23 protein-coding genes and 1 tRNA gene are annotated in these 26,440 nt (G+C 42.9%); 15 read left to right on the top strand and 9 right to left on the bottom strand.

The genetic code is table 11. The features are described 5' to 3' along the window. Positions 1-74: 74 nt before the first annotated feature. From D0T20_RS00595 to upp, 12 genes are all read left to right on the top strand, one after another. The gene (locus D0T20_RS00595; protein WP_116438110.1) at positions 75-1,547 is read left to right on the top strand and encodes an amino acid permease; all 1,473 of its coding nucleotides are present in this window, start codon (positions 75-77) and stop codon (positions 1,545-1,547) included. A 42-nt stretch (positions 1,548-1,589) separates the two neighbouring features. Further along, complete coding sequence (nucS, locus tag D0T20_RS00590) at positions 1,590-2,363, top strand: endonuclease NucS (RefSeq protein WP_116438109.1); 774 nt, start codon at positions 1,590-1,592, stop codon at positions 2,361-2,363. Between the two features lie 328 nt (positions 2,364-2,691). Further along, positions 2,692-3,690, top strand: coding sequence for a DUF6788 family protein (locus D0T20_RS00585; RefSeq protein ID WP_116438108.1), 999 nt, complete (start codon positions 2,692-2,694; stop codon positions 3,688-3,690). A gap of 302 nt (positions 3,691-3,992) precedes the next feature. Then, complete coding sequence (locus D0T20_RS00575; RefSeq protein WP_116438107.1) at positions 3,993-4,859, top strand: GIY-YIG nuclease family protein; 867 nt, start codon at positions 3,993-3,995, stop codon at positions 4,857-4,859. A gap of 257 nt (positions 4,860-5,116) precedes the next feature. Further along, positions 5,117-6,133 (top strand): hypothetical protein, encoded by a 1,017-nt coding sequence (locus D0T20_RS00570; protein ID WP_032815502.1) that lies wholly within the window; start codon positions 5,117-5,119, stop codon positions 6,131-6,133. Next, a complete protein-coding gene (locus D0T20_RS00565; protein WP_016635898.1) occupies positions 6,120-6,332 on the top strand; it encodes a hypothetical protein in 213 nt (70 codons plus the stop codon). Before D0T20_RS00570 ends, D0T20_RS00565 begins: the two co-directional genes overlap by 14 nt. 280 nt (positions 6,333-6,612) lie before the next feature. After that, positions 6,613-7,932 carry a hypothetical protein gene (locus tag D0T20_RS00560; protein ID WP_162862645.1) on the top strand — a complete coding sequence of 440 codons (1,320 nt, stop codon included), beginning with the start codon at positions 6,613-6,615 and terminating at the stop codon, positions 7,930-7,932. Between the two features lie 196 nt (positions 7,933-8,128). After that, positions 8,129-8,425, top strand: coding sequence for a type II toxin-antitoxin system RelB/DinJ family antitoxin (locus D0T20_RS00555; protein ID WP_162862644.1), 297 nt, complete (start codon positions 8,129-8,131; stop codon positions 8,423-8,425). Next, the gene (locus D0T20_RS06360) at positions 8,415-8,576 is read left to right on the top strand and encodes a hypothetical protein (RefSeq protein WP_205412671.1); all 162 of its coding nucleotides are present in this window, start codon (positions 8,415-8,417) and stop codon (positions 8,574-8,576) included. The genes D0T20_RS00555 and D0T20_RS06360 overlap by 11 nt, the downstream gene beginning before the upstream one ends. A 393-nt stretch (positions 8,577-8,969) precedes the next feature. Beyond that, entirely contained in the window at positions 8,970-10,193 is a 1,224-nt protein-coding gene (locus D0T20_RS00550; protein ID WP_116438105.1) for an NUDIX hydrolase, read from the top strand. 46 nt (positions 10,194-10,239) lie between these two features. Continuing rightward, complete coding sequence (locus D0T20_RS00545) at positions 10,240-10,899, top strand: hypothetical protein (RefSeq protein ID WP_016801838.1); 660 nt, start codon at positions 10,240-10,242, stop codon at positions 10,897-10,899. Positions 10,900-11,161: 262 nt separating this feature from the next. Then, the gene (upp, locus tag D0T20_RS00535) at positions 11,162-11,800 is read left to right on the top strand and encodes a uracil phosphoribosyltransferase (protein ID WP_004120306.1); all 639 of its coding nucleotides are present in this window, start codon (positions 11,162-11,164) and stop codon (positions 11,798-11,800) included. Positions 11,801-11,907: 107 nt separating this feature from the next. Here the strand turns inward: upp and D0T20_RS00530 are convergent, their stop codons facing one another. From D0T20_RS00530 to ftsY, 6 genes are all read right to left on the bottom strand, one after another. After that, positions 11,908-12,711 carry a type 1 glutamine amidotransferase gene (locus D0T20_RS00530; protein ID WP_101889489.1) on the bottom strand — a complete coding sequence of 268 codons (804 nt, stop codon included), beginning with the start codon at positions 12,709-12,711 and terminating at the stop codon, positions 11,908-11,910. Between the two features lie 14 nt (positions 12,712-12,725). After that, positions 12,726-14,114 carry a Mur ligase family protein gene (locus D0T20_RS00525; protein ID WP_198684166.1) on the bottom strand — a complete coding sequence of 463 codons (1,389 nt, stop codon included), beginning with the start codon at positions 14,112-14,114 and terminating at the stop codon, positions 12,726-12,728. Continuing rightward, positions 14,098-15,561, bottom strand: a complete 1,464-nt coding sequence (dnaB, locus tag D0T20_RS00520) for a replicative DNA helicase (protein ID WP_032839990.1) — start codon at positions 15,559-15,561, stop codon at positions 14,098-14,100. The genes D0T20_RS00525 and dnaB overlap by 17 nt, the downstream gene beginning before the upstream one ends. Before the next feature lie 144 nt (positions 15,562-15,705). Next, positions 15,706-17,061: an MATE family efflux transporter gene (locus tag D0T20_RS00515; RefSeq protein WP_018620626.1), complete on the bottom strand. Its 1,356-nt coding sequence runs from the start codon at positions 17,059-17,061 to the stop codon at positions 15,706-15,708. Between the two features lie 241 nt (positions 17,062-17,302). Continuing rightward, positions 17,303-18,820, bottom strand: a complete 1,518-nt coding sequence (locus D0T20_RS00510) for an ammonium transporter (RefSeq protein ID WP_016635483.1) — start codon at positions 18,818-18,820, stop codon at positions 17,303-17,305. A gap of 121 nt (positions 18,821-18,941) precedes the next feature. Next, complete coding sequence (gene ftsY, locus D0T20_RS00505) at positions 18,942-20,063, bottom strand: signal recognition particle-docking protein FtsY (protein WP_116438103.1); 1,122 nt, start codon at positions 20,061-20,063, stop codon at positions 18,942-18,944. A 206-nt stretch (positions 20,064-20,269) separates the two neighbouring features. Between ftsY and D0T20_RS00500 the strand changes: the two genes are divergently transcribed. Further along, positions 20,270-20,533, top strand: a complete 264-nt coding sequence (locus D0T20_RS00500) for a mycoredoxin (protein ID WP_116438102.1) — start codon at positions 20,270-20,272, stop codon at positions 20,531-20,533. A 59-nt stretch (positions 20,534-20,592) separates the two neighbouring features. Continuing rightward, positions 20,593-20,665 (top strand) — tRNA-Lys (locus D0T20_RS00495). Positions 20,666-20,829: 164 nt separating this feature from the next. Here the strand turns inward: D0T20_RS00495 and D0T20_RS00490 are convergent. From D0T20_RS00490 to D0T20_RS00480, 3 genes are all read right to left on the bottom strand, one after another. Beyond that, on the bottom strand, positions 20,830-21,276 hold the full coding sequence (locus tag D0T20_RS00490) for an RbsD/FucU family protein (protein WP_116438101.1): 447 nt from the start codon (positions 21,274-21,276) through the stop codon (positions 20,830-20,832). A 264-nt stretch (positions 21,277-21,540) separates the two neighbouring features. Beyond that, entirely contained in the window at positions 21,541-22,977 is a 1,437-nt protein-coding gene (locus D0T20_RS00485) for a DUF4032 domain-containing protein (RefSeq protein WP_116438100.1), read from the bottom strand. Between the two features lie 189 nt (positions 22,978-23,166). After that, positions 23,167-24,294 carry an ABC transporter ATP-binding protein gene (locus D0T20_RS00480; protein WP_116438099.1) on the bottom strand — a complete coding sequence of 376 codons (1,128 nt, stop codon included), beginning with the start codon at positions 24,292-24,294 and terminating at the stop codon, positions 23,167-23,169. A gap of 348 nt (positions 24,295-24,642) precedes the next feature. On the opposite strand from D0T20_RS00480, the gene D0T20_RS00475 reads away from it, so the two are divergent. Then, positions 24,643-26,412, top strand: coding sequence for a bifunctional serine/threonine protein kinase/MFS transporter (locus tag D0T20_RS00475; protein WP_116438098.1), 1,770 nt, complete (start codon positions 24,643-24,645; stop codon positions 26,410-26,412). The last annotated feature ends 28 nt before the right edge of the window (positions 26,413-26,440 follow it).

Raw genomic sequence — 26,440 nt, 5'->3', positions numbered from 1 at the left:
GTTGAATAATAATCCAATATTTAAGGGTTCCTATAAAATTGAAAGCTCACGTCTAAAAGAATGGAGTTATAGCAATGAGTGATATTGGCCAAACTAACAATGGTCACACTAACAAGATGGAGCGCAGCCTTACAAAAAGACACGTACAATTCATTGCTATAGGTGGAACAATCGGCACTGGCCTATTCCTGGGTTCTGGCAAATCCATTAGTCTTACAGGCCCAAGCATTATGTTGGTGTACATAATTGTTGGCTTAATCATGTTTTTGCTTATGCGCGGCATTGGCGAGCTAATGTATAAAGACCCAAATCAGCACACTTTTATTAGCTTTATTACAAGATATTTAGGCAAAGGCTGGGGCAATTTTGCAGGATGGTCGTATTGGATAGTGCTTGTGCTTATTGGCATGAGTGAGATTACGGCAGTTAGCACGTATTGCGTTACTTTCTTCCAAACTTTTGGCATAGACGTTAGCAGCTGGAAATGGCTTATAGAAGTAGCGTTTTTAGCTGCATTAGTGTGCATAAATCTGGTTGCTGTAAAGCTATTTGGAGAAACAGAGTTTTGGTTCTCAATGATTAAAATCACGCTGATTGTGGCTCTTATTGCAACTGCTGTGGTTATGGTTATTATTGGCTACCATTACCCTGCAACGCAGATTAGTGGCGTTACAAATCCTGCAGGCCACGCGGGATTTGACAATATTTTCAACAACTTCTCACTTATGCCAAATGGGTGGCTGGCATTTTTGATGAGCTTCCAAATGGTGTTCTATGCATACCAGCTTATTGAGTTTGTAGGCGTTACAGTTTCGGAAACTAAGAATCCTCGCCAAGTTTTGCCAAAGGCGATTAACGAGATTATTATGCGAATCTTGATTTTCTACGTTGGAGCGCTTGCTTCAATCATGCTGATTGTTCCTTGGCAACAATTTAAAGCTACCGATTCTAAAGGCGTTTATATGTCTCCGTTTATTATGGTTTTCCAATATGCGGGGCTTCATTGGGCTTCGGCGCTTGTGTTCTTTGTTGTTATTACGGCAGCGTCTTCTGCGCTTAATTCGCTGCTTTATTCTGCAGGAAGACACATGTATCAAATTGCTCTGGAATCTAATTCTCCTGTTCTTTCGCATTTGCGCAAAGTTTCGCGCACTAAGGTTCCTGCGCGAGCAATCATTTTTTCTGCTGCACTAATACTGTTCTCGCCGATTATTAACTCAATTCCTGGAGTGCATGGCGCGTTTATTGTGTTTGCTTCTGCGTCTTCGGCAGTAATAATCATGATTTACATTTTGATTATGGTTACGCATAGAAAGTACCGCGCTTCGGCTGATTTTATGCCAGACGGCTTTGTTATGCCGCACTATAAGCTGCTTAATTCACTAACGATTGCTTTCTTTGTGTTTGTGTACATAACGCTGTTTATTAGCGAAGACACTCGCGGATCTGCGATTGGCGGCCTTATTTGGCTCTTGCTTTTTGGAGGCTATTGCGCGTTGCATCAGCGCTGGCAGAATCGCGATTTAGCGGAGGCTTTGGGCAGATAGTTTTTGTGCAAGTAGTTACGCGATTTATGCTACGCTTTTTGTGTGCGAATTATTGTTGCGGATTGTAGTGCAGAATACACTGGTAGGCTTAATGCAAGTCTTCCAACAGCTAAGCGCGTTTTGCTTATTAAAGAAGACGGAAGCGTGCTTATTTTTTCGGAGATTGGCTCATACAAGCCTCTAAATTGGATGGTTGCTCCGTGCACGATGCACGTTGAGAAGGATTCTGGCGATTCTGCCGATTCTGGCGAGGCTGGCGATTCTGGCGAGGCTTGCGAATCCGATATTGAATCTAGCGAAGAATCTAATACAGAATCTGTTTTTGCAAACGGAACTGTTCTAAAAATCGCAGCAAAAAAGGGCAACGACATACTTCGCATTGTTTTGCAACACGTTTATAGCGATTCTTCCTACGACTTAGGCGAGGATCCAGGTCTTATTAAAGACGGCGTGGAAGAGCATTTGCAGCATTACTTAGCAGAGCAAATTGAACGCATTGGCAAAGGTGCAAAGCTTGTTCGACGAGAATACCCTACTGCGATTGGCCCAGTGGATATTATGGCTAAGGATTCTAACGGCGTTCACGTGGCTATTGAGATTAAGAGAAATGGCGGCATTGACGGCGTTGAGCAGCTTACTCGATATTGCGAATTGCTAAACCGCGACCCACTTCTTAAGCCCGTTCGCGGCATTTTTGCAGCGCAAACGATTAGTCCACAAGCGCGCGTTCTTGCGCAAGATAGAGGATTTACTTGCCTTATTTTGGATTATGACGATATGCGCGGTGCTGATTCAAACGAGCTGCGACTTTTTTAGGCATACTCACGAATCGCGTTTCGCGCGCATCCACACAGCCACGCATCCACACAGTCGCAGCGATTGGCGAGTTTTTGATATGACGATTGTCGGGATATTGATACGACGATTAGCTATGTTTAGAAATGTGGTTGTAAGTGCTAAACGTTAAAAGGTTTAATTAGTGGCGGCTTTAAGCTGATTCGGCGCGGTTCTTGAACTGTGTTTTGGGGAACAAAACGGTGAAATAATCGTAAAAAAGTTCCCTACATTATTTGATTATTGGGGAACAAAGCAGTAGATTATTTAAATAAATGTTCCCCAATTTACGCGCGAAAGAAGTGTGAAAATGGCCGCAAAATATGAGGATGTGCAAGAATTGCTTAGAAAAAAGGCTGATCTTAATGCTCGCTTGAGTTTGCTTGCCTATGATGGCACTCCTGAAATCAAAAATCGTGGAGATGGAAAATATTTATACACCAGAAAACGTGTTTCTGGAAAGTTGACGTCTACGTATGTTGGCGTATATTCGGATGATTTGTATAATCTTCTTCTTCGCAATGCAAGTGAATCTAGGCAATTACGTAAAGAACTTCGCGCTGTAGTAAGGCAGCTCGCGAATGCTGGATATTCTAATAGTGAGTTATCTGCTGATTTGGTGAACAATATTGCTTTTGCAAGGGCTAACTTAAAGTCGAATATTTACGATCAGGCGGTTTTGGAAGGTGTTGCTACTACTTTTCCTCAAACTGAAGAGATTATAGATAACGGGAAAGTGTTTGGTGTTTCTGCGAGTGACGTTCAAAAAATCTTGAATTTGAAGCATGCTTGGGAGTTTATTTTAGACGAGGATGTTTTGTTAAGCAGGTCTGATTATTACATGCTTAGTCATATAGCGAAGCTTGTTAATGAGGGGTTTTTCTTAGACGGTGGCCGTATAAGGGGTGTTCCTGTTGCGATTGGTGGCTCTACTTATATTCCGCCTATTCCTAATGAAATAGATGTTAAAGAAAAAATAAGGAATATTGTTGAAGGTGAGAAAGATAGTGAGAATGTTGAAGATAAAGAAGTTAGTGAGAATATTGAAGATAAAGTCGGAGGGAAAGAGCCTATTGATATTGCGATTGAATTATGCGTTTATTGCATGAAGTCGCAGATATTTTTAGATGGGAATAAGAGAGCTTCTGTGATTTTTGCGAATCATTATTTGATTTCTCATGGCAATGGCTTGTTGGTTATTCCAGAAAATAGGGTTCCTGAGTTTAAGAAGTTGCTTGTTGAGTATTATGAAGGTGAAGATTCGCAGGTGATTGCTTCGTTTATGAGGGAATATTGTTGGAAGCATTAAAGCATTAAGACAATATCAGAAGGCAGATTCTTCAAATTCCCGTAATGGCATCTAAGGATAAGCAGTACCAGAACGCTATGAAGAATTCTGATGAGCAGGAAGCGCGGACTGAAAGTGAGTGCGCACTTCAACAGGTTATTTTCTCATATCATGTCCGACAATATGGAGCTGTTTAAGCAATTCCAAGACAATGTGTCGTTCAAAAAATGACTCTCGGATCTGGTCTTTAATCTGACTTACAGTAAAGAAGGAAATCCGTATATTTTGCCTGATTGTGAAGAAGATGGTATGAGGGACTAATTATGTCACGAGGTAAAAGTCTAAATTTATACCTAATTGGCGGCACTCCAAGTGGTCTTATCAAGTGCACCCTAGCTAACTGGACAGGACTTGCATACAAGATTCCACGCACTCTTCTTGCTCAAGCCAAGCACATTGACTTTCTCAACCAGACAGGTGTTTATTTTCTGTTTGGTGAGGATGAAGAAACCGGTAATCCACAGTGTTACGTAGGTCAAGCTGGTGTTCGCAAGAATGGAAAGGGTATTCATTGTCGTCTCGATGAGCATAACCGGCCAAAAGAAGGATGGTGGACAGCAGCTATTGCATTCACCACATCAAATAACAGCTTCGGCCCTACAGAGATTAGCTACCTAGAAAACCGCTTCTATAACATGGCGGCAGAAGTTGGACGCTACGAAACAAAAAATGGCAACGATCCTAATCCTGGCAACATAACCGAGGAAAAAGAAAGCGAACTTGAAGAATACATCGACTACGCCAAAATTGTTATGGGAGCACTTGGCTATAAGCTCTTTGAGTCACTTAGAGAAATGACTCAGGCGCAAGAATCGGAGCCAGAGTCCGCAAGCAATGAACCCGTTCTCTATCTCAGGTACGGTCAAGCACAAGCTACCGGTCAGCGCACAGCTGAGGGTTTTGTTGTATTTGCAGGCAGTCGTATTTCACCTCAATTGACGAAGAGTGCAGGCAAGGCGGTAGAAAAACATCGAGAGCGTTATGCCGAGAAAATTGATCAGCATGGAACCTTGCTTGCTGATTTGCTCTTCTCCAGCCCCTCGGCATCAGCGTCCTTTGTAGGCGGAGCAAGGCTGAATGGAAATGCACTCTGGAAAACGGAGGATGGAACGTCGCTTGGCCAACTGTGAGGCTAGTAAATCTCGTAACGCACAGCCCTGAACAATTTAACGAACAGCTATACAATTTAACGCAGGCCTCTAAGGGGTACGAACTTACCTGCTCTATGCTCAATCAAGCAGCCTAAAATGCACCTTTGTGAACATTGACTCTGAAAAAGCGAACATTGAAAATAAAAAAGTGAACATTGAAGAGGATTTTACAGCAAAGACCGCTTCGCATGTTCACAAATCACAACGCCTATTATAGAAAAGAGGAGGATGCGCAAATGGATAAACAAGAAGTAATCGAAATACCTGCAGACGAAATTGAGACAATTGACATAGAAGATTATAGAGGAGAAATTGCTGAGCACTTCCATCAGATGCCTGATGTTGCTAGACCATTGATGAGTGAGGCAAAACAGACTTTTCATAGAATTGAGCAGATGCTGTATTCAGCGCCAGCTTTCATAAATGCTGTAAAAGCTGCAATTCCAGATGTTACACTTCAAGCTGTTCTTACGGATGACCAGAAGAGTCAGCTTGCAAAAGGCGCGCTTAAATTGATGACAAAGAAAGATGGTTATCTTATAGCAAACCTTGTGAATCCGGAAACTAATAAAATTGTATCCACTATTCCATTGAAAAGCGTTCAGATGGCACCTGAAATGACACAAGCGATGACTAGCTTTTCAACACAGATGCAAATGGCACAAATCGCAGAGCAGATACAAGTAGTGCAGATTGCTGTAGAAGAAGTAAGACAAGGCCAAGAATATGACCGTTTAGCAATAGCATATAGCTGTCAGCAAAAATTATTACAAGCAATGGCAATTAAGAATCCTGAACTACGTTCTATGGCTTTAATGCAGCTTGCAGCTTCTGCTGAGGATAGCAGAAATCTATTGATGTTGAGCCAGAAGTCAAATGTTAAGTTTATTTCAGAACAGCCAGAAGATTTACTTGGTAAGATATTTAATGGGGATTCACCTGAAAAGATTAATTTGAGAATGAACGAAATTAGAGAGAGCTTATGTGCGGTAAATATGGTTTCTTTTACCGAGGCTATGGCTTATCAAGAAATGAATGAAGATGAAGCTGCTCACCAAAGTTTGACTTATTTTGCTGACTTCGTAAATGATACATATCTTGCCGTTCCGGGATTAGTTGAACGACTTGATTTAATAGACCCATCTTCTAAGAATTACTGGTCACAGACACTACCAAATATAAAAGAAAAGATTAATGCGCTTCCGTGCGCTGGGAATCCGATTCTAATAGGAGGTTCTGATGATGAAGAATAAAACGGATGAAGTGAAATATTGTAAAAGTAAGAATTGTAAAAAAGTCTTTCCGGTAGGATACAAACATAAATATTGCGAGGCATGCAGAAATAAACATGCAGAAACCACAAAGAAAACCTTAAAAGCAGTTTTCGGAACAGCTATTTCTGGCGCAGTACTTGCATTAACTGCTGGAATGATTAAGCCAAAGAACAAATAAAGGCCTATAGTCCGAAAATCAATCATTCCACGCAATCATATATAAAATAAAGAGTTGGACTGATTCCAATACGGTATCTTACACCCAACCTCAAGCAAACATTTGGAAATGCAAGTACCATCGTCAAGATATGAATGTAGATATTCAATTAACGGTTTTAGCGTTCGACTTGTATGTAGACAAGAGCCAGTTCAAAGACAGTCGATATGAAAACTAAATAATAACTAAGCCAAAGGCGACCAACCGTAAAAGTTGGTTGCCTTAGTTTGAAGAAAGAGATGTGAGGAAAATGCATTATAAAACTGGATTGGTATGCGACAAAGAGTTCTTCAATGGGATTGATTCTCAAAACTATTTTGCTTCATTTTACAGCAAAATGAAAACAGAAGTAGAGCAAATGAGTGATGAGGAAATTGTCTCTTATAATTTTGAAGAGTGGGCAGATTATCTTGCAACAAAGTATTCTGTTGCGCCCATTTCGATTTTTGAAACAAATATTGAGAAAACGCTTTCTGAAACAAAAGTCAAAAAGGCGAATACTTTCCGAAGGTATCCTGGTGAAAGAGACTTTTTTGAGATAGACGGAGTTCAAGTGAGATTCAAAATCCCGTTTGACGGAGATCCAAGCCTGTTCAAGTTACGACCCAGTAGACGTATTCTATCAAGATTTGCAACGCAAAGTTTTGTAAGTCCTCATGATGAGGACCGCGGAAGTTTCAATCTGGATTTTGAATATACAAAGCAGGAGCTTCAAGACAAGGGTGATGCAATGGCTGAGTATGTGCAAAAACAGTTCGAAAACGAATTTAGTAGCTATAAGACAATGATTGACAATGTGAACGCCGAGGTTACTTCGTTCAATAGCGGACTTACAGTTTATGCCATGAGTTTGTTGGAGAAACGAAAAAAGAAAGCAGACTCTTTCTCCGCTATTAGCAACGCATTACAGATTCCATTGACTGCGAGCAAAAACGCGCCTAATACCAAGCCAATCCAGTTGAAACGGATAGTCCGTCAATCACCTGCGAAACCAACAGTTAAAACTGCAATTCCTGAACCGTGCATCAGTGATGGCGATTATGAAAATATCAATAATATCATTTTGATGTGTGGAACAACTATGGAAAAAACAGCGAGAACATATTTTGCCAATACCGAAGAAGAACTCAGAGACCATCTATTAGCAACATTGAATACGCATTATGAATCAGCAACGGGAGAAACCTTCCGAAAGATTGGAAAAACTGATATTCATATTGAGTTTGAAAACAAGGCTGCTTTCATCGGAGAATGCAAAATATGGCACGGTGAGCGTTTGTTCCAAGGAGCAATCCAACAAGTTATTAACTATTCAACATGGCGAGATATAAAAGTATCAGTGATTATTTTCAACAAAGAAAATCAATCATTCCCCGCAATCATATCTAAAATAAAGAATTGGGCTGATTCCAATACGGTATCTTACACCCAACCTCAAGCAAACATTTGGAAATGCAAGTACCATCGTCAAGATATGAATGTAGATATTCAATTAACGGTTTTAGCGTTCGACTTGTATGTAGACAAGAGCCAGTTCAAAGACAGTCGATATGAAAACTAAATAATAACTAAGCCAAAGGCGACCAACCGTAAAAGTTGGTCGCTTTTGTTTTGCCCATTATCAGAAAGGAGAAGTTGCCCATGAGTAAAGAATTGGAAAAGCTTGGTAATTCGTAGCCGGAAGTCAACGTTGTGTATGTATTGTGTTGCAATATGCGATACAGTATTTTATGATGTGTGTATGGAGGTTGGTTGATATGGCAGTTACTAAAACAGCGAATGTGAATGTGAGAATACAAGAAAATATTAAGCAGCAGGCGGAGCAGATTCTGGAAACGATTGGAGTTCCTAGGGCTACGGCTATTGACATGTTTTACCGTCAAATCATTCTTAATAACGGTATTCCGTTTTCGCTTACTATTCCAAAGTCGCTTCCAGCACAAGATGATATGGATGAGAAAACATTTAATGCTTTGATGGCTAAAGGCTATGATCAGGCGATTCAAGGTGATAGTTATACGATAGATAATGTTTTTGAGGAACTTGAACACTGATGAGCAGCCATGGGGTAAGCTTGGGTTTAGAAAAATACGCGTAAAAAACTATTACATTTACTTTTTGGTTGATGAGAATAGAAAAGAAGTTCAAATACTCGCGGTTATTTACGTTAGAAGAGATCAAGCTAGGCAACTGGAAGAATTGTAATGTAACGCGCTATTAAGCCGGTCTTAAACCTTTTTAACGATATATTTTTCTATCGTTAAAAGGTGCACCCAATATCCATAGTGTGCACTTGAAAAAGTGTAGCTATACTCATAAGTTCTCTCAATCCAGTCAGAATGACTGTCATAGGTCTACGCATCACGGTCAAAATGCACAATATCACAGTCAAAATGCGTAATATCACAGTCAAAATATAGCCAATCACATTCAAAATCGAAAAAATGACAGTCATAACACTTTTATATCAGTCATGCCTGTGTACAAAATATAAAATATTAAAAATATAAAACACAAAAGCCAGCAACTAAAAGTTGTGAAAGTAAAAGATTAAAGCATAACTAAAAGTTACAAAAGAAAAACGCTAAGATAGTGAATATGAGTGCAACAGTAGCGAAGAGATATGTTGAAGCAGCTGGCGGAATCATCTACCGCTTGCGCAAAACTGCTAGCAAAGAAAGCAAGTCAAGCAATCCGAACATCACAAATCCAAATAAAGATTTCGGTAATGTTGGCAGCGAATCCAACGCTTGTAATCAAGTGTTAAACGAAAGCAACATAGAACTTTGCCTTGTTTACCGCCCAAAATACAACGATTGGAGCTGGCCAAAAGGCAAGAACGAAGCCAATGAATCGCATCGTCACACTGCTGTGCGCGAAGTTGGCGAAGAGACTGGCTACGCAGTTACACTAGGACCACATATTGCGCAAATCGAGTATCCGCTCGAAAACGAAGGCAAAAAATCGTCTGCAAAAAACGGCATAAAAAGCAGCACAAAAAACGGCTCGCAAAATAACGATCAGTCAGAAGTAATCAAGCGAATTCACTACTGGATGATGCGCGAAATCAGCGAAAGCGATGCAATAAAGCGACTTCCAGCATTTGGCCCAATAAAACCAGCAAAACCTACAGAAATCGGCAATGTTATTTGGCTTACACCCGAAGACGCTCGCAAAAAACTTACGCACGATAGTGATCAGCTTGTTTTAGACGCATTCCTTGAGCGAATCGAGTCTGGGCAAGCAAATTATAAAACGCTGATTCTTGTGCGTCACGGCAAAGCGGAATCGCGAAAAGCTTGGCAAGGCAGCGAAGCCACTCGCCCAATCACGCCTCTTGGGTCCGCCGCATCATATGCGCTCGGTCGCGAGCTTGCTTGCTATGCTCCAAACAAAATTGTTTCTTCTCCTTGGAAGCGATGCTTGGAAACTGTAGACGCTTTTGCAAAAAACTCTTCAATCAATATAGAAAAAGTGGCGGAACTTACAGAAGATTTTCACGAGAAAAATCCAAAATCAACTCTAAACGTGCTAACAAGTGAAATAAAAAATCTTATAGATGCAACTAACGATGGCAACACAACAGAAACAACAACAGAAACAACAACAGAAACAACAACAGTTATGTGCTTGCATCGCCCAATTATTGGAACATTTTTTGCGCATTTAAGGGATATTTCTAAGCCAAAAGCAAATAAACGCATACTTAGTCAAAAATCGCCATATATGCCTACTGGAAGTGCCGTAATTTTGCACATTGTAAGCTCCAAAAAAGGTCCTAAAATCATAAACATAGAAAAGGTTTTGCCAATTGTCTACTAATCTAAATTCAAAATCTGGCTCAATTCACTCAAGCGCATCCGCGTTTATGCCAAGTCCAATCGGCGCAAATCGCCCTAGCAGGCCAGCACAAATGGACCCAGCAATGCTCGCGCAAATTGAGGGCGGCACAGACCCACAAATCGTAAACGAAATTAGTCACACTTCAGCTGCCGTTTTGCTAAACCGCGTTCATAAAACGCAAACTCCCGAGATTGTTGAGCGCGTGCTTAACTTGGTAGAAAACGAGGGCATTGAGATTATTGCGGATTTGTGGAGTAAAGCCGAAGCTCAGTCTCTTCCTGGAATGCTTTGGCGATTGTATTTGCTTAGAACATCACTACGCAAAAATGGCGACTCTTATGCTGCATATTGGCGCATTGGCGAGCCAGAGGCCACTAGCGCTTCGGCGATTACTGGAGTTGACGAGTCTCCTACAAAAGAAGATATTGCGCGACTTGCAGACTCGATTCTTTCTGGCGCGTTTACTGGCGACTTTGCGGTTGCGCTATATCGCGCTTCTGCGTTTAGCGCGATTATTTCGCGCGGAATGCGCACGTACGCAAAAAGACTAGGCCAGACGCAAAATTCTGAAAGCAGCAGCGCGCAAAAAATTGCCAACGTTTTACACACTTGCGCAAACATGCACGCGCTTTCTTTAGACTTTGCTAGCGGCGCAAAATTATGGCAAGCAGGCAAGCTTGATTAGATTATTCGCGGCGCGCTGAAATCGGAAAGCATGTATACTCGGGAGTGACGCTGGCTTGTGCTTAAGCCCCGGGCTCCATTTTTTGCCGCTGCGAGCGGCGTTTGCGCCGACAGGCGCTTTCGCAAGTCAGCGTTTTTAAGATGTTTTATATTCTCCAGCAATTCACAAAATTCAACCTTCATTAACAATTGTTTATATTTTTTCTAAATAATCACGGCACGCCGCTAGCTTAACGTGCAATGCTTGCACTAATCTAGAAGGTATGGATCTTCATGTTTTACATCATCCGCTGGTGGACCACAAGCTCACCGTTTTGCGAGATAAGAATACACCATCTAATATTTTCCGCGAGTTAGTTTCCGAATTGGTAACTCTCGAAGCATACGAAGCAACACGCAATTTGGAAGTTAGCGATCGCGAGATTGAAACTCCTATTTGCAAGATGACTGGCAAGCATTTAAACCGTCCACGCCCAATGGTTGTGCCTGTTTTGCGCGCTGGTCTTGGTATGCTCGACGGCATGACTCGCCTTCTTCCAACCGCTGAGGTTGGATTCCTTGGCATGAAGCGAGACGAGCAGACGCTCGACATCGTCACTTATGCTAACCGTTTACCAGAAGATTTGACTGGTCGTCAGTGCTTCTTGCTGGACCCAATGCTTGCCACTGGTGGCACTCTTATTGCTGCTACGCATTATTTGGCAGAGCGCGGCGCTAAAGATGTTACTGCTATTAACATTTTGGCAGCACCAGAAGGCTTGGAGCGCATTGAGAAGGAGATTGATCCTTCTATTGACTTTAAGGTTGTTGTTTGCGCTGTTGATGAGCATTTGAACGACAAAGCTTATATTGTTCCTGGTCTTGGAGACGCTGGCGATCGTTTGTACGGCTTGATTGACTAATAATCACCAGCTAAATCAAACGAAAACTAGAATCAAAAGCTAGAAATAAAACTACGAAATAGCCTGCTGATTTGCAACACTTTGCGATTTTCAGCAGGCTTTTGTATTTACCGCGGACGAGTTACGGCCACTTTGCGAGCGCGCTCGGCTAATTCGTCCAATTTGGCAAGCTCCGCGCGCTGAGCGTCACTTTGCTTTGGCGCAAATTCACCGTAACGATTTTGCGCAGCTGTACGAATTAAAAAGTCAGCCAAACGCGGATTTTTTGGCAAAACCGAACCGTGCATATAAGTGCCGATAACGTTGTATTTGCGCGCACCTTCCGTGTGGTCTTCGCCGTTGTTTCCACAATTTTCGCCATCAACCAATCCAAGTGGCTGCGTACCATCTTGCAAACTTGTGCGCCCAGAATGGTTCTCGTATCCCACAATATCTCCAAAATCGGCGCTATGCTCCACAAGATTTCCAATCATGCGCACGTCTTGGCCAACCGTATGCTCGCCGAGTATGCCTATGCCTTTAAGCTTCTGGCCTTCAATAGTCTCAAAGTATTCTCCAAAAAGCTGGTAAAGCCCGCAAATCATAAGCATTGGAACGCCATTTTTTGCAAGCTCACGAATTGCGTCTGCGCGCGCAAATAAATCATCCGTAACTCTACTTTGACCATGATCTTGACCACCTCCGCCAAGAATCATATCTACTCGCTTTGGCCAATCATCGCCAACGTTGTATTCGTGAAGCACAGGCTTGTAACCGTACAATTCCGCTCGACGCATAATCGTAAGCACATTGCCATAATCACCGTAAATATTCATGTCTTTTGGGTATAGCGACACAATGTCTAATACGCGATTTTCGGCTTTGCTTGCAACTACAGTATTCGCTTGACTAACATCACTAACATTATTCATGACGACTACTTTCTTTACTTTCCAACTCCAACGTCTTTAACGCTTGCGATTTGCCCCAATGTAGCTCGCACGCGAAGCATTGCAGTGTATGTGCAATATATGCGTTTTGCATTTTTATCATCGCTACTAAAATCGCCATTTACAAAGGCTTTAACGTCTTCTTCTAAATCAGTGTTCACGTTTCTAGAAGCAACTTTGTCGTATTGCAAACGCAAAGCCATATCCCACGCGCGTGTGCCAGAAACGCAAGCGACTCCAGTGCTGCTAAGGCTCGTAAAATCAACGTCCCACAGCCAGCTCATGTCTCGACCGTCCGCGTATTCGTCGCAAATTGCAATCATTGTGTCATGATTTGCAGGCTTACAAGAAGCGAGCGCAAGTCTAAATCCAATAGGATTTTTCACTAGAACAAGCTCCACAGGAGCGCCGTTAACTTCGATTACTTCACCTCGCCCAAATGCTGGCGTTACGCGAGAAATCGCATCCATAAGCGCATCGTCGTTGAATTTTGCGAGCGTTGCATCTTTTTTAGCAGCATCCGCCAAAATAGCGCGCACAATCGTAGACGCAGCAGCAGCATTAAAAACGTTATACACGCCTCGCAACTTAACGCTCGTAGTTTTTCTATGACCATCAATCAAAAAATCAGCTTTATTGCCATCAACTTTTGCCAAAACAACATCTGCATGCGGAAGATTGCGCGAATCATCATGCGAATCACTACGCGAATCGCCAGCCAAATCGCCAGCCAAATCGCCATCCAAATCACTATGCAAATCGTCGTCGGTTGGGAACATGCTTCTTAACGAATCATCCAAACCAAAATACTTTACTTTGCAAGGCGACAAAACGTCTTTAGAAAGCGCGGAAATTCGCGGATCTTCGCGATTTAACACAACTACTCGCTTAGTCGCGTGCGCAACATTACTCAGCAATTTAGCTGTAGTGTCAATCTCGCCAAATCTATCTAACTGATCTCGCATAACGTTTAGAAGAAGCGAATAGCGCGGCTTTATTTGATTTACAAAATGCACAGCATAAGCTTCATCAAGCTCTAAAACAGCTATATCCGCATCTAACTTTGTGCCAAAAACAGGCATTTCTTGCACAAGCGACGCCACGACTCCGCGCGTAAAATTCGATCCCGTAGGATTTGTAAACACGCGCAATCCAGCATCTCTGAGCATAGACGCAACCATGCGAGTCGTAGTAGTTTTGCCATTAGTTCCCGAAATTAGCACAACTCCGTAAGGCAAACTCCCTAGCGTTCTAGCTAAAAACCCACGGTCTAGTGTTTCTACAACTTTGCCTGGTAAAGCGCTTCCACCGTGGTGCAACGCTCTAGAAACCGCGCGAACCAGCTTTCCTACAGCTGGCATAAAAGCATCAAGCAGCCTGGCCATCATAGCCTCCAACGGCATCGTTTCCTTGCGCATATGATTGCGGCTGGTATCCTTGCGGCATATCTTTAAACTTAGACGTTGCTCCAAGAAAAGCTAGATTAAACGTTTCTGTAGGGCCATTACGATGCTTTGCCATAATAATGTCTGCTTCGCCAGGGCGATCTTCCTTGTTGTAAAAATCAGGCCTATGCACAAGAAACACAACGTCTGCGTCTTGCTCAATAGATCCCGATTCGCGCAAATCCGAAAGCTGAGGCTTTTTATCGTTTCGCATTTCTGGCCCTCGGTTTAGCTGGCTTAGTGCAACAACTGGCACTTCTAGCTCTTTTGCAAGCAGCTTTAACGCACGCGAAAACTCGGAAACCTCTTGCTGCCTAGATTCAACCCTTTTACCCGAAGTCATAAGTTGCAAATAGTCGATTACAACTAGCTTTAGGTCGTTCGTTTGCTTTAGTCGCCTGCATTTTGCGCGAATTTCCATAAGACTCATATTTGGACTATCGTCTATAAAAAGCGGAGCGTCTTTCATTTTTGACCAAAACGCATTTAGCTTAGTCCACCTATCTGTTGTAATGTCTTCTGGAGTTCCGCGATGCATTGCCGTCATTGGAATATCCGTTTCGGCTGCGATTATTCTTTGAGCAAGCTCCAATTTGTTCATTTCTAGCGAGAACACGATTGTTGTCATATTGTGATGCAACGCTGCAGACCGAGCGAAGTCGATTCCAAGAGTTGACTTTCCCATTGCAGGCCTACCAGCTACGACTACCATTTGCCCTGGTTGCAAGCCTTGCGTCATGTCGTCAATATCTCTAAATCCTGTTGGAACACCTTTTTCAATCTCGTTACTTTGCAACTTGTCTAACTGCTCGAGAGCGTCTTGCACAACTGGGCCAATAGCGGAATAATCTTGATGAACTTTGCCAGAGCTCATCTCGTAAACTTCGGATTGCGCAAGGTTCACAACATCTTCTGCTTGATCTCCCGTAGCCGAATACCCCATTTGCGCAATCTTTGTTCCAGCAGCAATCACGTTTCGCAAAATCGCATTTTTGTGCACAATATCCGCATAATATAGCGCGTTCGCTGCTGTAGGAACGCATGCTACAAGGCTATGCAAGTAGTCTGCTCCGCCAATTTTCTCCAGGTTTTCGTCTTTTAGAAGCTCGTTTGCAACTAAAACAACGTCTACTGGTTGCGACCCAGAAAACAGGCTTATAATCGCGTCGTAAATTGTTTGATGTTTTGGAATATAAAAGTCTGCTGTTTCTAGGATTTGCGAAACTTCGCCAATAGCATCTTTGCTCATTAGCATTCCGCCCAAAACGGCCATTTCCGCATCTTCGTCGTGAGGCGGAACCTTGTCAAACAAGCTAACATTAGCGTTGGCGTTGTTTAATCGGTTTGAGTCTTTTCGATTTGACTGCCACATATCATTATCTGCCATAAAATCGAGTATAAACGTCTGCACGGAGCACGCAAACAAAAGTTTATATAAACTAACACAAATAGTAAGTTAAATGCTTTGCGATTTTACGAATCAACTTAAAAGTCACAAATCACAAATCAACCTAAAAATCAACCTAACAAGTCACAGATTTGCGCACTTCATCCAATCATCCGTTTTAACTCTAAGCGAATTTCCAAGCGCTCGTCCGCCAATATACACAGCGTTAAGAGCAACCCACAGCGATATTGTTTTAGTAATATCTCCAGCAAAAAGAGCCACATTTGCCACACAAACCGCGCTAATTACAATAAGATACACAACTGCTGTAATTGAGCACGATTTGGCTAAATACTTGTGATCTCCAGCTCCGATTAACACTCCGTCTAGAGCCCACATAAATCCAGATAGCGGCAAGAAAATTCCAAGAATCGTCATTCCTATTGAAACCAAAAGTTGCACTTCTGCATTTGGACTAAATAGCGGCGAGCATAACCATCCTGCAGATATCATTAGAATTCCAACGATTACGCTACTTAATGCTCCTACTTGTGCGCAAACTTTTGTTATTACATTAGCGCGTTTTAATAAGCCAGCTCCAAGCGCGGAGGCGACTATTGTTTGAGCTGCAATTCCTATAGCGTCTAATATGTTCATAACAAAATTCCAGCAAGAATTTGCAACTTGATATGCAGCTAAAGTGTTCGTTCCAAGTCGCGCAGCAGCTGCAACAGTTGCCACCATGCACGCGCGTAATGCCAATGTGCGTATAAACAGCGGAACGCCACTTCCAGCGCTTTTAAGTATGTTACGCGCTTGTGGACGCAAACGTGCTTTTTCTCGAGCTGCCCAAAAAATCGCTGGTAGCGTTAAAACAATGCCCATATACCATTGCGCTATCATCGTTGCTATTCCAGACCCGGCAATGCCAAGGTTCATTCCAAACACAAATAGAATATCTAAAATCGCGTTTAGCACAGCTCCACTTATTGCAGCAAAAAGCGTGATTTTTACTTTGCTAAGTCCTCTAAAAATGCCATTTGCAGCGTAAATTAGCAACATTGCAGGCAAACCTGGCATAACAGTTTGAGTGTAAATAATCGCGTTTTTAAGCGTTTCGCCATTTGCGCCAAAACTTTGACAAAGCGAACGCGCAAACACCATTAAAACAAGCGTTAGAACAACCCCAAGCACGAGAGCAAGCCACAATCCATCCATTCCAACGCTTAGCCCTTGGCGATTTTTGCCAGCACCCAATAGCCTTGCAACTTGGCTTGTTGTGTTATACGCCAAAAACAGGCACAGCCCCGTTGTTGTTAAGAGCACGGTTGAGCCTATTGAAAGCCCCGCTAATTGCGTTTTACCTAAATGACCTACTATTGCAGTGTCTACTAAAACAAACGCTGGTTCTGCAATAAGCTGGCCAAATGTAGGAATAGCTAGAGAAAATATGTGTTTCAGTAGGTCTTTTTTGTTAACGTTTTCACTCTGATCGCTCATAATAATGGCCTATTTAACGCCTTTTCATGCCTTTTTGGTAATTGAATCATTTATCTTGAATTATGCAATCGCTATCATAAAATTTTTTGAATTGCAAACTGAATATGATTTCAAAAAAGTTATCCGCAGGATATCCACAAAGTTATCCCCCATTTGTGGACAACTTTTATAGATATACACAGCAACACGCCTAAAATGTGGATAACTAAAAGTTTTATCCACATTGCGCAATCCGAGTGTGTCACATTTGCGTCTTATCTTCAGCGTCAATCGCAGATTTTTCTTGAGCAATACCAGAAAAATCGTACGCACGCTCACCTTGATCCGCTAAATCAACGCCCTTACGCTCTTTAGCCTCCGATATTCTCCAACCAAAAAGCTTCTCTAATCCAAAAGCAAGCAACGCGCTAACGGCTCCAGAATAAAGAATCGTGATTGCAAGAAGGCATATTTGCGCAATTAGCTGATGCCAATCGCCAGTAGAAAGCAATCCGCTCGCATCCGCAAATAATCCAACAGATAGAATGCCAATAAAAGCGGCAATGCCATTTACGCTTACAACGTGTAGCGCACCATCGTAGCGAGTAAAAGTCTTAGAATGCGTAGCAAGGCATGTAACAACTCCAACAATCGCACCCAATACAACCGCCCACAAAGGCGCTATAACGTCTGCAGCGGCAGCACTAGCGGCCAAACCAGCCATGATTCCACTAGCTGCACCAACAGCACTAAAGCACCCCGAGCGCAAGCGTTCCGTAACACCCCAAGCGAGCATAGACGCAGACGCTGTAATAGTTGAGCTAACCCACGCGTACCCAGCAACCCCTGGAAGACCTACAGAAGAACCAATCATTAAGCCAAGCCAGCCAAACCAAATGATGAAAATTCCAAGAACAACAAATGGAACATTGTGCGGAGCGCGTGCAGAAACATTGGCAAAATTGCCATTAGCCGCAAGCTCGCTAGCGTTTTCTAAGGAAGAATCACCCTTAGCTTTAGAATCATCGCTAGAAGCAGCAGAATCATTAGTCTTATTAGACTTTGCGACTTCCATCAAAAGTGCGCGAACTAAATTGCCCTTGTGCTCCGAATTTGCGCCACCCAAAGTCGCAAAAGACTTGGTATGCAAAACAAAATTCTTAAGAGGAAAATGAGCATGACCGCCAATAATAAGCACAATTGCTAAAGCCGAAACTGCCGCAGCTACGTGCAACAAAGATCCGCCTGCAAAATCATGAACCTGGATTCCAAGAGCCTGAGATATAGCGCCATTTGGCGAAAGCAGACCGCCTCCGCAAACCATGTGCGCAAGAGGTGCAAACACAAGCGTTACCCAAACAGCAACGAATATTAGCCAAATCGCATAGCGCACTCGACCAGCAAGCGCTCCAGTTATAAGAGCCACAGCAACAACCGCGCACGCAAGTCTAAATGCCGCTGGAATTCCGCCAGCAAGACCAGTGTTTGCGTCCATCGAAGTAAAAATGCCGTGATCTGCCACCATTGAATCGCGTAGCAGCAATCCGCTTACAGGGTCTCCAACAACGCCGCCAATCATGTCTTTGCCAGCAAAGGCCATTGACCAGCCCCAAAGCGTCCAAACTATGGTTGTTACCGCAATTGCACCAGCGGAAAGCATCATCATATTAACCATTGATGTTGCGCGCTCACGGCCACCATAAAACAGTGCGATTCCTGGCGTAATTATAAACACTAATGCGGCAGCTAGTAACGCCCATTGCGGATCCATTGCGGTCATTTTTCACCTCACAAACGCAACCATCGGTGGTTGCAATTTAATTTATATTCTAATCAACTCAAGCTAAAAGTTACTAAAGCAAAATCACTTAATCTAAACTGCAACTAAAGCCAAAAGCAACTCACGCCAAAATGCCGTCTACAAAACTTTCTGGGTCAAACGGAGCAATGTCGTCTGGACCTTCTCCTAGCCCAACAAGCTTTACAGGAACTCCAAGCTCGCGTTGAACAGAAATCACAATTCCACCCTTTGCGGAACCGTCTAACTTTGTTAGCACAACGCCCGTAATTCCAATAGCTTGAGCAAAGACTTTTGCTTGAGCCATTCCATTTTGGCCAGTTGTAGCATCAAGCACTAAAAGCACTTCGTCTACAGGAACAGTTTTTTCGACTACGCGGCGGATTTTGCCAAGCTCTTCCATAAGATTTGCTTTATTTTGCAACCTTCCAGCCGTGTCTACAATCAAAACGTCTGCGTTTGCTTCTTTGGCAGCCGTAGCGCCATCAAAAGCCACGGAAGCAGGATCTGCTCCATCTTTTTGACTACGCACAACTTTAACGCCTGCAGCATTTGCCCAAGTTTCAAGCTGATCGGCAGCAGCCGCGCGGAAAGTATCGGCAGCAGCAAGAATTACAGAACGATTTTTAGAAACCATTAGTCGCGCAAGCTTGCCAGCAGTAGTGGTTTTTCCAGTGCCATTTACGCCAACCATCATAATTACGCTTGGCTTATTTGCATCTTGCAAATCTGCTTTTAGACTTCTATCGGTTTTGCTGCCAACAACATCTAGAAGTTTCGCGCGCAATGTTTCGCGAACCTCTTGCGCGCTTGCAGTATCACAAATCCTAGCGTCTTTTTTAAGCGACTCAACCAACTCTTCGCTTGCTTGCGCGCCAACATCCGCCATTAAAAGCGTGTCTTCTACATCTTGCCAATCGTCTTCACTAATATTATCTTTGCTTAAAATGTTAAAAAGCGCACGCCCAAAAGGATTTTGACTATTCGCAAGCTTGCCTCTAAGCCTAGCCATTCTAGACGTTGCATTTTCTGGCAATTGCTCGCTAAAATCGCTATTATTTTCAGCACTACTAGACAATGGGTCTTCTTTGCTAGTAGGTATTACTGGGCCATGCGATTTTCCAATAATTCGCAAAACAACAGCTACCGCCACTAAAGCAACAGCTAAAATAACTGCGCCAACAGTAAACCATATAACCAAATTTAAGTCCATAACCATGTTCATATAATAAGCCTATGAAATTAAAGGGACACATTAAAGAAAATTAGCTTAAATTATAGTTGAAATTGTTGATTATTCGCAAAAATCACGCAAATATTAGTGTTCTAATACAATAATTTTTATAGACCATTATGAGTGAAAATTTATGCTACATTTGCAAACCACTTTAATGGCCACTTTACAATCAAACTAAATTGGGGTGATATTTTATGGAAAATTTGCCATTAGTCAATGTTTACGGAGCCGATTGGTGTGGCGATTGCATTCGCGCTAAATCCGCGCTTAACCAGTTTAATGTTGCTTTTACTTGGCACAATATTGAATCCGAAGACAGAGCTGCTCAAAAAGCTGTTGAGATTAGCGGTCAGAAGCATATTCCTGTTGTGACTTTTAGCGACGGCAGCTTTATGGTTGAGCCATCCGCAAGCCAAATCAAAGATAAGCTTATGCAATTAGGACAACTTGCAAACTAACACGCCAACATCAAAGAAGTTGGATTAGTCTACAAAATGTAGTACACTAAGCATTTGTTGCCCCTTTAGCTCAATTGGCAGAGCAGAGTCCTTTTAAGTCTTGGGTTGTGGGTTCGAGTCCCACAGGGGGCACAAAATAAGCACTGCACGTAACAGATGGTTCTTAAATTCCAAATCATCTTGTTGCATGCAGTGCTTTTATGCTATAACACTTAGATTTCTATATCTCTACAAACAGATAACAAGCAAATAACAGATAAATAGCATATAAATATAAACTTATTTACCTATTTACGCTACTCTCCAGCAAACACCACGCCCTTACGCAGCATAATGTTAGCGTATTGAGCACGCTCACCCGTGGCAACAACACAATATGCCTTCTTTGCCTCATCGTAGAACGCAAATCTTTCAAAAGTTCCTAAGGTGCTTGCTCCACGTTTATCGTATTTAGCAATAATATCTTCATATTCTTTCCAGATTGGAGTTTCGCAAGGGTCTCCTGGAACAACTTCCATAAGTGTAGCTGGCTTATCGGTGTATTGATCGAGTGGCATCAACTTTAAGATTGCAGTTAGCAATTCCGAAGTTCCATGACCATCGCAGCGTACAACTATAGCGTCTTTTCCTACAGACTCAGTTGGAAAATTTCCATCGGCCAATACTAAAACATCTCCATGGCCCATTTCACAAAGAACCTTCAGCAACGCTGGAGGAATTATAGAATCTACACCTTTTAACATAATAATCTCCCTTGATTAATTGATAAATAACTATTATTAGTTGGCAATCATTGACAACTAACAAGAAAATTCTATCACCATTCACAAAAGAAATTAACAAAATTCCTAAAATAAATACGAATTATTCCACATTTCAAAGAGAATAATTCCACACTTCACTAAACAAAAGTAAAGCAGGCGCAAAACAGGTGTAAAGTAAGGAATCTCTTAAAACGCTAGCAAAACAAAAATGCTCACAAAAGCACGCAAAAGCTCACAAAAAGCTCAGCTTGCCCAAACACTTGCGTCTTGATCATACTCGTCATCGTCGTCGCTCGCCGCAACCGCAGGAGCGGCTGCAGGCGCAGGCGTGGAATACGTATACTCGTCATCTACAACGCCAGAATCCGCATCCGCATTAATCGCAGCCAAAACGCGCTTATCCATCTTGTATTGAGGCAAAACGTTCTTAATGTAACTTGTTACTGCATCTTGCATAGAAACGTCGTGCCCAACGCGCTCTGCCATAAACCAACGATGATCCAAAACTTCGTGGAAGAATTGTGCAGGCTGGATTTGCGACCTAAACTCAGGCGGAATCATGCGAACAGTAGGCTCAAACACTTCGCGCATCCAGTCTGTAGCAACAATCTCCAGCTCTTCGCCTTGACGCCATGTAGAAGTGCGATACGCGTCTAAATCGTTAAGAAGCCTACGAGCTTGATTTTCTTGCACATCTAAGCCAGTCAAACGCAAAAGCTTTCTAGAAGCGTATCCAGCGTCCACAACTCGCGGTCTAACCAAAACTCTTCGCCCATCTTCGGAAGTCTTCATCTCAAGCTCGTCTACATCAAATCCAAGCTCGTTAAGGCGATTCACGCGGCGCTCAATACGCCACATTTCGTCTGGGCTAAACTTATCTACGTCTGTAAGCGTGCTCCAAAGCGAATGGTATCTGTCTACAAGCCTGTTTCCAATGCTAATTTCGTCAACTTCTCCAGGCAAAAGCTGGCCAGAACTCAAATCCATTAATTCGCCGATTATATTTGTGCGAGCTAAATCAATATCGTACTCGCGCTGGCCTTCGGTAAGGCTTCCGTGCAAATCGCCAGTTTCCGCGTCCACCAAAAACGCAGTAAATGCGTCGGCATCTCGCAAGAACAGAACGTTAGAAAGCGAAACATCTCCCCAATAGAATCCCGAAAGATGCAAGCGAACCATAAGCACAGCAAGCGCATCAATCAAACGCTCCGCAGTATCTGGGCGCAAAGTTCTAGCAAATAGTGCTCGATAAGGCAGTGAGAATTTAAGATGACGAGTAACAAGCATTGCTTCAAGCGGCTCACCATTCTTATCTTTTCTACCAGCAACAACTGCTATAGGCTTAACTGTTGGAAGTTCCAGCTTGCGCAAACGTCTTAAAAGCTCATATTCGCGCTCCGCGACTTGACGAGTAATCTCCTTCATTGCGTACACTTCGTCGCCTACGTGCACAAAACGCACAACGTGCCTAGATATGCCTCGAGGAAGGTTAACAAAAAGATTTGTAGGCCATTGAGAAAGCGGCAGCTCCCAAGGAAGCATAAACATTTGAGGATTAGAGCTTGCAGCAGTAATCTTCAACGCTGGCGGTTCCGCAGAAGATACGGTCTCGCTAAAAGCAGAAACCGATGTTGCTTGCGCAGCACGCGGATCCATTAAAGGAGTTTCGTTCCATTCCATAAAATCTAGTCTACCCGTAAAGATGAACGCTAATAACCAAATAATCACCAAATGTGAATAAATGCAAATACAACTACAGATTAAAATAAGCTAAATCATGCGAAAACGGGGCTCGCCTAGCGAACCCCGCCATACCCTTATACAGAAATCTTGGGCACTCAAAACAAGAATCAAGTGCCCAAGAAAACGCTAGTTCAAACGCAACTCTGTAGAAGGCGCAAACAGGTGCATCTTGGATGGATCAATCTTAATCTTTACAACGTCACCAACCTTTGGAAGCGCACGTGGGTTCACGCGAATCGTTGTGAGCTTGTTCTGGTCGCTCATCATTGTAGATGCTTCTTCTGGAGATCCATCGGTGATGATGTTTCCGTAGATGTAACCGTCGGAGCCAAGATCTTCCACGTTTACAACCTTCAAGGAGAAGGCATTTGGATCGTCGGAAGTTGCCAAGCTTGCATCTTCTGGACGGAAGCCAACAATAATCTGACCCTTATCTTCCTCGGCAAGCTTATCAACAGCTTCTGCTGGAAGAGTGATGGAATCCTCGCCAATTTGAGCCTTGCCATCAACCACTGGATGCTGGTTAATGTTCATAGATGGGGAACCAATGAAGCCTGCAACAAACACGTTTGCTGGGCGGTCATAAAGCTCGGTTGGAGCGCCAACCTGCTGCAAAATGCCAAGCTTAATAACGGCAATGCGGTCACCCATTGTCAAAGCCTCGGTCTGATCGTGCGTTACGTAAAGAGTAGTAACGCCGAGCTGACGCTGCAATGCCGCGATTTGCGTACGAGTCTGTACGCGAAGCTTTGCATCAAGGTTGGAAAGAGGCTCATCCATAAGGAAGACTTTTGGTTCACGAACAATTGCGCGACCCATTGCAACACGCTGACGCTGACCACCAGACAAAGCCTTTGGCTTACGATCCAAGTACTCAGTCAAATCCAAAACTTCAGCAGCTTTTTCAACGCGCTTGCGGATTTCTTCCTTGTTTACGCCTGCAATCTTAAGAGCAAAGCCCATGTTATCTGCAACAGTCATATGTGGATACAATGCGTAGTTCTGGAACACCATTGCGATATCGCGATCTTTTGGCTGCATTGTAGTAACGTCTTGACCACCAATAAGAATGCGACCCTTGTTAACCTCTTCCAAGCCAGCCAACATTCGTAGCGTTGTGGACTTACCGCAACCAGATGGACCAACGAGTACAAGGAACTCGCCATCCTTAATAGTCATGTTCAAATCATCAACCGAAGGCTTATCGTTGCCTGGGTAGATTCGAGTTACATGATCAAATACAACTTCTGCCATGATATTTTCCTTTCATCGGCAGGTACGTGCCGAACGATCCGTTGTGAAGGGTGTGCACCAAAGACCCCAAGTCCTACATCGGCGGCGTCAATCGTCCACATTTACTTACATGGTTCATTGAAGGTTCTCTTCGTTGAGCCATGATTCAATATATCATGTTTATTCAGTAAAAACAGCAAAATTACAGTATTTTCTAACACTTCGGCGTGTCGAGTATAAAAATCACGCATAAACAAAGGCTTATAAACACGATTACTTTTACAGTAGATATATAAACATTTGTTTATAAAATCGCGTGTTTAGTGTTAAAAAACAAATTGGCATAGCTGCACACTAACATAATGCATTATGGAAGATGTGAGCATGTTTGACTTGCGCTCTGGCCAAAATGTTGGCGGATACACGCTGATTGAGCGACTGGGCGGAGGCGCTATGGGCTCCGTTTGGCGAGTAAAAGACGACGGTGGCCATTTTTACGCAATGAAGATTTTGCGCGCATCAATGCTAGAAAACCAAGACGATGATTTGGAATCTGCAGAAGTTAGCAATCCGCAAGAGCAAGCAAGACTTAGACTTAGGCGCGAGGCGCTAGCTTTGCAAAAAATACACCACGAAGGCGTGTGCTCAATAGTAGACATGGAGCTTGATGCTTCAATCGCTTTTATAGTCACGGAACTTATTGACGGCCACAATCTTAAAGAAGACGTTGCAATTAACGGCCCATACGCTGGGGGCGATTTAGAACGACTTGCACACAAACTAATCGACGCCGTAAAAGCAGTTCATAGCGCGGGCATAATTCACCGAGATATTAAGCCTACAAACATAATGATTTCCACTACTGGCCCCGTTTTAGTTGATTTTGGAATATCTATGGGGCAGGGCGAGTCGCATGTTACGCGAACTGGCCTTGTAATGGGAACCCCAGGATTTATTGCTCCAGAAATCATTGAAGGCGGAGAATCGAGCGAACTTACAGATTGGTGGAGCGTGGCTGCCGTTCTAGCTTTTGCAGCAACAGGAAAGCCTGTTTTTGGAACCAAGCCAATAATGGCAGTTTTAGAAAGAGCAGCATCTGGGAACGCAAATCTTAATGGCCTTCCAATAAGAACAATGCAAGCATTCAAAAGCGCATTAAATCCTAAAAGAAGCGAAAGATGCACTCCCGAACAGCTTGAAAACGCAATTTTCCAAGATGCTATGAACCCTACAGACTGGCAGGATTCAAGCTACCCTTTTGAGCACAGCTTTAGTGGAGAAACTGTACCCAATAATACAAAAATTCACAATTTTAACACGACTTTTCAAACAAAAACGCTTCCAGAAAACCCTAGAAAAATGTGGGTTTCTAAGAATATTGACAATACAACTTTGTTACACTCTACAGAATCGGATTTAATAGACCCCGAGCCAACATCTTTACTAGACGCCACTAGCACATCCACTACCAAGGTATACGCAAACGGGTTAGAACAAGCTATAGATCCAGAACAGGTTACAGAGCCAGAACAAATCGCAAATTCAGAACAAGCAACCAAAATTGCTGAGCCGCCTGAGGTAGATGAAAATCCGCATCCAAACGTAAATAAATACTTATTTCGCGGGCGAGTGGCGGCGGCTGTATTCATTACTCTTGCAAGCTTACTAGCTGCGATTTCTCCAATAGATGCATTTGCTGCAAATCTTATTTTTATGCTAATTACAGCAACAATCGGATACAATGTTTGCTCAAGCGTACGCAGAAAACGCGCGAACGAATCCGTTGGCGGAAAAGACGTATTCATAAGAATCGCTAGCATACCGTGGCATTTTATTAAAGCAATCGCATACTCGATTGAAAAAATCCTAACTCTTGCAATAGCAGGCATTATTGGCGCATACGTGTACCCAATTTTAATACATGCATCTAGTCAATTAATCAAAGTTCAAGTTTGGTCAATTAGCGTGATTTTACCAACATACGCTCCAGATATTTGTTCGCCAACTTCAATTGGGTACATTATTGGATTTATTGCAGGATGGATTATTTCTTTTATATTAGGTAAAACTAAAATATTCGCCGTTGGAGCAGGGGCCATTTGCGGCGCGGGAAAATCGCAAGCAACCGATGGCGATTAAGCCCGTTGATACCGTCAACTAGACTATT

This window comes from Gardnerella piotii (genome assembly GCF_003397585.1).
Lineage (GTDB): Bacteria > Actinomycetota > Actinomycetes > Actinomycetales > Bifidobacteriaceae > Bifidobacterium > Bifidobacterium piotii.
Note: the sequence above shows the minus strand (reverse complement) of the source record. Positions and strands in the feature narration are given on the sequence as shown.